Origin of the sequence: Streptomyces aurantiacus JA 4570 (assembly GCF_000414115.1) — a bacterium.
GTDB classification, from domain to species: Bacteria; Actinomycetota; Actinomycetes; order Streptomycetales; family Streptomycetaceae; genus Streptomyces; species Streptomyces aurantiacus_A.
This window is the reverse complement of record NZ_AOPZ01000274.1, coordinates 21771-28392: the sequence shown is the minus strand read 5'-3', so window position 1 is coordinate 28392 and position 6622 is coordinate 21771. Positions and strand designations below refer to the sequence as shown.

General features: G+C 69.9%; 5 protein-coding genes. 3 read left to right on the top strand and 2 right to left on the bottom strand.

Features of this window, described 5'->3' with window-relative positions; translation table 11 throughout:
* Window positions 1-43: 43 nt before the first annotated feature.
* Window positions 44-2224: an MMPL family transporter gene (locus STRAU_RS24890; RefSeq protein ID WP_106968031.1), complete on the bottom strand. Its 2181-nt coding sequence runs from the start codon at window positions 2222-2224 to the stop codon at window positions 44-46.
* 253 nt (window positions 2225-2477) lie between these two features.
* On the opposite strand from STRAU_RS24890, the gene STRAU_RS24885 reads away from it, so the two are divergent.
* The 3 genes from STRAU_RS24885 (at window position 2478) to STRAU_RS24875 (ending at window position 5982) form a co-directional block, all read left to right on the top strand.
* Window positions 2478-3755, top strand: coding sequence for a sensor histidine kinase (locus tag STRAU_RS24885; RefSeq protein WP_037661708.1), 1278 nt, complete (start codon window positions 2478-2480; stop codon window positions 3753-3755).
* Window positions 3740-4390 (top strand): LuxR C-terminal-related transcriptional regulator, encoded by a 651-nt coding sequence (locus STRAU_RS24880; RefSeq protein ID WP_016643153.1) that lies wholly within the window; start codon window positions 3740-3742, stop codon window positions 4388-4390. Before STRAU_RS24885 ends, STRAU_RS24880 begins: the two co-directional genes overlap by 16 nt.
* A gap of 74 nt (window positions 4391-4464) precedes the next feature.
* A complete protein-coding gene (locus tag STRAU_RS24875) occupies window positions 4465-5982 on the top strand; it encodes a DUF1996 domain-containing protein (protein ID WP_016643152.1) in 1518 nt (505 codons plus the stop codon).
* A gap of 117 nt (window positions 5983-6099) precedes the next feature.
* On the opposite strand, the gene STRAU_RS24870 is transcribed toward STRAU_RS24875, so the two are convergent.
* On the bottom strand, window positions 6100-6513 hold the full coding sequence (locus STRAU_RS24870) for a hypothetical protein (protein WP_016643150.1): 414 nt from the start codon (window positions 6511-6513) through the stop codon (window positions 6100-6102).
* Between the last annotated feature and the right edge of the window lie 109 nt (window positions 6514-6622).

The window sequence follows — 6622 nt, the reverse complement described above, 5'->3', positions numbered from 1 at the left end:
CGAAGCGGCGGGACAGGAACGCCCCCACCGGCCCGCCCGGGCGTCAGACGTGTTCCCGAACCGGCGACGACGCCGAAGCCACCGGCACCGGTGCGTCATGGCTGACGGTGGGCAGCCACCGCAGGTACCGCGGCGTGTGCCAGTTCCGCTCACCGAGCAGACTCATGACGGACGGCAGCAGAACCATGCGGACAAGCGTCGCGTCGAGCAGAACGGCCACTCCAAGGCCAACCCCCATCTGCTGCATGTCCTGCATGGACAACGTGCCGAAGACGGCGAACACGGCCACCATGATCACCGCGGCCCCGGTCACCGCGCCGGCGGTCCGGGTGATCCCCTCCCGGATGGCCTCACGGTTGCCGAGCCCCTGGTCCCGCGCCTCCCGGATCCGGGACACCACGAACACGTGGTAGTCCATCGACAGGCCGAAGAGGACCACGAGCACGAACAGCGGCATCCAGTTCTCGATGGCGCCGACCTTCTCCGAGCCGATCAGCGAGGCACCCCAGCCGTGCTGGAAGACGGCGGTCATGACGCCGTACGCGGCGCCCACGGACAGCAGGTTGAGCGCGATCGAGGTCACGGCGATCACCACGGACCGGAAGCTGACCAGCATCAGCAGGAACGTGACGGCCGCGATGAAGGCGAACACCGGCACGATGCCCTCGCCGAGCTGGTCGGTGAAGTCCTCGGACTCGGCCAGGTCCCCGCCGACGTACGCGTCGACGGCACCCGCGCCTCGTACGTCACGTACATCGTCACGCAGCGAAGCGAGCGCCTTCTTCGCTTCCGCGCCGGTCCCGCTGCCGGGCAGCGGCACGGCGATCCGGGCGACGTTCTGCCGCTCGTGGACGGTGAGTTCGGCGCCGTCGCCCGCCTTCTCGGTCAGCGCCCGCAGGGCGTCCCGCGCCGGTGCGGACCGGATGTCGTCCGCCTTGGCCACGACGAGCGCGGGCGCGGGCCCGCCCGGGAACTCCCCGGTGATCTCGCGGAAGGACACCGAGAGCGGCACGTCGGAGCCGAACTGCTTCTCCAGGCCGAGCTGTTCGGTCTTCATGCCGAGCGCGGGCGCGGCCAGGGCGAGCAGCAGCGCGGTCGCGGCGACCGCGAAGAACGCGGGCTTGGCGAGGACGGGCTTGAGCAGCGAACCGGCGACGGAACCGCTGGCGTGGGCGCCCTTCTTGGAGCGGCGGTTGAGGAAGGGGATGCGTCCTGCGTCGATGCGGTCGCCGAGCCAGGCGAGCAGCGCGGGAAGCACCGTCACGGAGCCGAGCATCGCCACGCACACCACCATGATCGTGGCGACCGCGAAGCCCTTGAAGAGGAGCAGCCCGGACAGGAACATGCCCGCCATGGCCACCATCACGGTCAGGCCCGACACGAGCACCGCGCGCCCGCTGGTGGCGGCGGCGATCCGCAGCGCCGTCTCCGCGTCGTGCCCGGCGGCCCGCTCGTCGCGCTCGCGCCGCAGGTAGAACAGGCAGTAGTCGACGCCGACGGCGAGGCCCATCAGGAACATCACGGAGTACGTGGTCTCGAACAGGTGCAGTGAGTGGCTGGCCAGGGAGAGCAGGCCGAAGGCGGCGACGCACGCGGTCAGCGCGAGCCCGACGGGCAGCAGCGCGGCGACGACGGCGCCGAAGGCGACCAGCAGGATGCCGAGCGCGAGGGGCACGGCCGTGAACTCGGCCTTCTTCAGGTCGTCGGCGAGCAGGTCGTTCAGCTGCTTCTCGGAGCTGGCGTCGCCGAACTGGTGGACGGTGACGCCGCGTTCCGCCCCGGCGTCCTTCGCCTTGGCGACCGCGTCGAGCACCGGCTGCACCTGGTCCGCCGCGTCGTCGGACTTGCCCAACATGTCGAAGCGGAGGAGCCCGTCCTTGCCGTCCTTCGAGGCCAGCGGCGGCTGGACCTTGCCGACCTTGCCGGTCTCGGTGAGCGCCCGGGACAGGTCGGCCGCCGCCTCCCGCCAGCCGTCGGCCGACTTCGCGCTCACCATGACGAGTTCACTCGCGGGCTCGTCGATGCCGGCGTCGTCGAGGATCTTCGTGGCCCTGGCCGAGTCGCCGGTGCCCATCTCGTCGTCGGTCGCCGTGACCGTACCGGTGGCGCCGCCGATGACCGTGGCGAGGACCACGAACACCAGCCAGCCGAGAATCGCCGTCTTGCGGTGGTGCGCGCTCCACACCCCGAGTCGTGCCGCGAGGTTCTGCCTCTTGGCGCTCATGTCCTTCGCCCCCAGTTGAGTAAGCGTGAAATAAGCCGAGCTGACGTGGTTCACGCTAGGAATCGGAGACGCGCCGCCCCAGCCGCCGAGACCCCCTCTCGGCGAAGCACAGGGCGAGGGGCGGGGGTGTTGCTGGGTACACCCCGGGTCGGGTGTGGAACCCAATGACCTGAAATGCTCTGACCAGCGAAACTGTCAGCGTGCAGGGCGCACGGGGCGCGGACGGGTCGCTCGGCGGAGACGAAAAGGACGGATGACCATGACGAGGCTTCGCAACACAATGATCGCGGGGGCGCGGGGCCTGTACCTGGCGATCGTCTCGCTGGCGGGCTCGATCACCCTCTTCGTCTTCTCGGTCCTGTCGATCGCCTTCATCCTGCTGGGAATCGGCGTCTTCACCACGCCCGCGGTCCTGACCGCCGTACGCAAGTTCGCGAACCTGCGCCGCGTCCAGGCCGGCGAGTGGTCGGACGTCCACATCCCGGCCCCCTACCGGAAGCGCCCGGCCGGCCCCCGCTCCGGCGTCACCGGGCAGGTCGAGCGCTGCTCGCTGATGCTGAAGGACCCGGCGACCTGGCGGGATCTCCAGTGGCTCCTTGTCGACATGACCGCGGGCTTCGTCGTCGTGATCTTCGCGCCCGCGCTGGTGCTGTACCCGGTGTACGGGTGGGTGCTCGCGCTCGGCGTCTGGAAGCCGATCTACAACGCGGGCGGCGGCGAGTGGTACGGCTTCATCCACGTGAACTCGCAGATGGCGGCGAACGGCGCCGCCGCGCTCGGCACGGCGCTCGGCGTCCTCGCGCTCTTCGTGAACCCGGCCGTCGTGCGCGGCCACTTCCTGCTCGCCCGCACCCTGCTCGCGCCCACCGCCTCCATGCGCGAGCGTGAACTGGCGCAGCGCGTGGACCGCTTGGAGGAGACCCGGCACGACGCGGTGGACAGCTCCGCCGCCGAGCTGCGCCGCATCGAGCGCGATCTGCACGACGGCGCGCAGGCCCGCCTGGTCGCCATGGGCATGGATCTCGGCACCATCGAGGCGCTGGTCGAGAAGGACCCGGCCAAGGCCAAGGAGATGATCGCCAAGGCCCGGCAGAACTCCGGCGAGGCCCTGACCGAGCTGCGCGACCTGGTCCGCGGCATCCACCCGCCGGTGCTCGCCGAACGCGGCCTCGGCGACGCGGTGAAAGCGCTCGCCCTGCGCCTGCCCGTCGCCACCGACGTCGACGTGGACCTGCCGGGCCGGGCGGAGGAGCCGGTGGAGGCGGCCGCGTACTTCGCGGTGAGCGAGACCCTGACGAACGCGGTGAAGTACGCGGAGGCGGACCGCATCTGGGTGGACGTGCACCACGAGCAGGGCATGCTCCGCATCGCGGTCACCGACAACGGCAAGGGCGGCGCGGCCATGGGCGCCGGGTCCGGGCTGAGCGGGATCGAACGGCGACTCGGTACATTCGACGGCGTACTGGCCGTCAGCAGTCCGGTTGGCGGCCCGACCATGGTGACCATGGAGATCCCTTGCGAGTTGTCCTAGCCGAAGATCTCTTCCTGCTGCGCGACGGCCTCGTGCGGATGCTGGAGGCGTTCGACTTCGAGATCGCGGCGGCCGTCGAGACCGGGCCCGAACTGACCAAGGCCCTGGCCGAGCTCCAGCCGGACGTCGCGGTGGTCGACGTGCGGCTGCCGCCGTCCCACACGGACGAGGGACTCCAGTGCGCGCTCGCCGCACGCCGGGCCCGGCCCGGACTGCCGGTGCTCGTGCTCTCGCAGCACGTGGAGCAGTTGTACGCGCGCGAGCTGCTCGCCGACGGCAACGGCGGGGTCGGCTATCTCCTCAAGGACCGGGTCTTCGACGCGGAGCAGTTCATCGACGCCGTACGCCGGGTCGCCGCGGGCGGCACCGCGATGGACCCGACGGTCATCCAGCAGCTCCTGTCCCGCCGCTCGACCGACCAGCCGCTCGGCGCGCTCACCCCGCGCGAGCGCGAGGTCCTGGAACTGATGGCGCAGGGGCGGTCCAACGCCGCGATCGCGGCGCAGCTCGTGGTGACCGAGCGGGCCATCGCGAAGCACACCTCAAATATTTTCGCGAAGCTCGGTCTGCCGGTGTCGGACGACGACAACCGCCGTGTCCTCGCGGTTCTCGCCTATCTCGATCAAGGGCGTTGATTCTCGCGGGAGTTGGCGCCGGGAATTTCGGGGAGCCGTTGAACGACGCGGTCCGCTGATGCGTACGTAGTCCCATGGGACGCACCTCACGACGCACGTCACGAAAACGATCAAAGCTGGCCGGCCGGGCGATCGCCGCTTCGGCGGCGCTCATCCTCGGCGGCGGCGGACTTGTCGCGGTGAATGTCTACGCGAACGCCGACGAAAGCGGCGGTCCGCCACCCAACAGCCAGGAACAGGTCCAGAATCAGAACGGCGGCGGGCAGCAGGTCAGCACCATCAGCTGTCCCGACGTCGGCAATCAGCTCCCGGAGGTTCCCGACGGGGCGCGCGCCGAGGTCGACCGCGAACTCGCCGCCCTCGACAGCCAGATCACCGACGCCTACGCGCGGTTCGCCGAGGCCGAGGACAAGAATTCCGTACTCGGCCCGCTGGAGGAGCAGCGGCGGCCGACCATCGAGAACATCCGGTCCGCGATCGACCAGGGCGGCCAGGGCGGCCAGGCGCCCGAGAACCTGGACGGCATGGCGCCGTGCACCTTGCGCGCCGACGACGACGGCGGCCTTCCGCAAGGCGGTGACCAGGGACAGGGCGGCCAGGACCAGGGTGGCGGCGAAGGCGACCAGGGGCAGGACGGTGGCCAGGACCAGGGAGGCGACCAAGGCCAAGGCCAAGGTCAGGGCCAGGGCCAGGGCCAGGCGGGCAACGGCCCCGAGGCCGGTGACTTCGTCGACATCACGAACGTTCAGCCCAATGTCCAGAGGCCGCGCAAACAACGCGGCGCGTCACGCGGCACGTTCACCACGAACTGCGGCACGAACGAGAACGGAAAGTTCAATCCGGACAATGTCATCGTCGCGCCCGGTGTGAGCAATGGCGCCCACCATATGCACGATTACGTCGGAAATCAGGAGACGGATGCCTTCTCCAGTGACGACGATCTCGCGAACGGTGACACGAGCTGCCGCAATCAGGGCGACAAGTCCACGTATTACTGGCCCGTCCTGAGGCTGCAGAACGGAAACGACGAGAACGACGCGGAGGCGGACGGCGGCGGCCGGGACAAGAACGTCGGCGAGATCCAGACGCCGGACCAGGTCACGCTGAAGTTCGTCGGAAGTCCGGTGAGCAAGGTGTCCGCGATGCCGCGTTTCCTGCGCATCATCACCGGTGACGCCAAGGCGTTCACCAATGGTGACGCGAATGCCAACGCCTCCTGGAGCTGCACCGGATTCGAGAACCGGCAGCTGAAGGACAAATACCCGATCTGCCCGGAAGGCAGCAAGGTCGTCCGCACCTTCAACTTCCAGAGCTGCTGGGACGGACAGAACACCGACAGCGCCAACCACCGCACCCACGTCGCGTTCGCCGACCAGCGCAGCGGCCGCTGCCCGCAGGGCTTCCGCGCCATCCCGCAGCTCGTGCAGCGCGTCGTGTACGACGTGCCGCCGGGCCCCGGCTTCGCCGTGGACTCCTTCCCCGAGCAGCTGCACAAGCCCATCACCGACCACGGTGACTTCATCAACGTGTTCGACGAGAGGCTGATGCGGCGCGTCGCCAAGTGCGTCAACGACGGGCGCCGCTGCACCTGACCCAACGGATCCCCCGGAGGATCCCCCCGGACTGCTGCGCGGTCGGCCCCGCGCGGTGACGGTGGAGAAATGCCCTACGTGCCCAGGGCCCGGACCTCGCTCCCCCCACCACGCCACTCATCCGGAGTGGTGCGAGGCCCGCTCCACCGTCCCGCCGAGCCGGCCGCGCAGCGCACCGACCACCTCGGGATCGCCGACGGCGACCCACTTCCTGCCGACGAGATACGTACCGCCGTAGTCCTTGGCCGAATTCAGCCAGTCGCGTTCGCCGCGGTCGGTGGCGAAGGTCGCGAGGACGAAACGGCCGTCCTCGTTCTGGCAGTTGGCCTGCCGCAGCTCGTCCGCGTCCGTCTGGATGTCCGGCGCGCACTCGGCCTTCGCGGCGATCTGCTCCAGCGTGCCGGTGACCGCCTTCGGCGCCCGATCCGCGCCGCCGTCTCCGGAATCAGAGCCCGCCGCGAGCCCCGCCGCGATCACCAGACCCACCGTCGTGGCCGAAAGCGCTCCCGCGGCCCACACCATCTTGCTCATCGTTTGCCTCCTGTCCCGTCCGGCGATGCGAACTCGCCTTCTCCGTACGCACCGTTGAGCACTGAAGGCCGCCCGGATACCGTGCGCCGCAGTCATCGACGCAGGGGGG

Excerpts from the sequence above, each read along its gene's own strand:
- STRAU_RS24890 (WP_106968031.1), bottom strand. The coding sequence starts at position 2,224 with ATGAGCGCCAAGAGGCAGAACCTCGCGGCACGACTCGGGGTGTGGAGC.
- STRAU_RS24885 (WP_037661708.1), top strand. The coding sequence starts at position 2,478 with ATGACCATGACGAGGCTTCGCAACACAATGATCGCGGGGGCGCGGGGC.
- STRAU_RS24875 (WP_016643152.1), top strand. The coding sequence starts at position 4,465 with ATGGGACGCACCTCACGACGCACGTCACGAAAACGATCAAAGCTGGCC.
- STRAU_RS24870 (WP_016643150.1), bottom strand. The coding sequence starts at position 6,513 with ATGAGCAAGATGGTGTGGGCCGCGGGAGCGCTTTCGGCCACGACGGTG.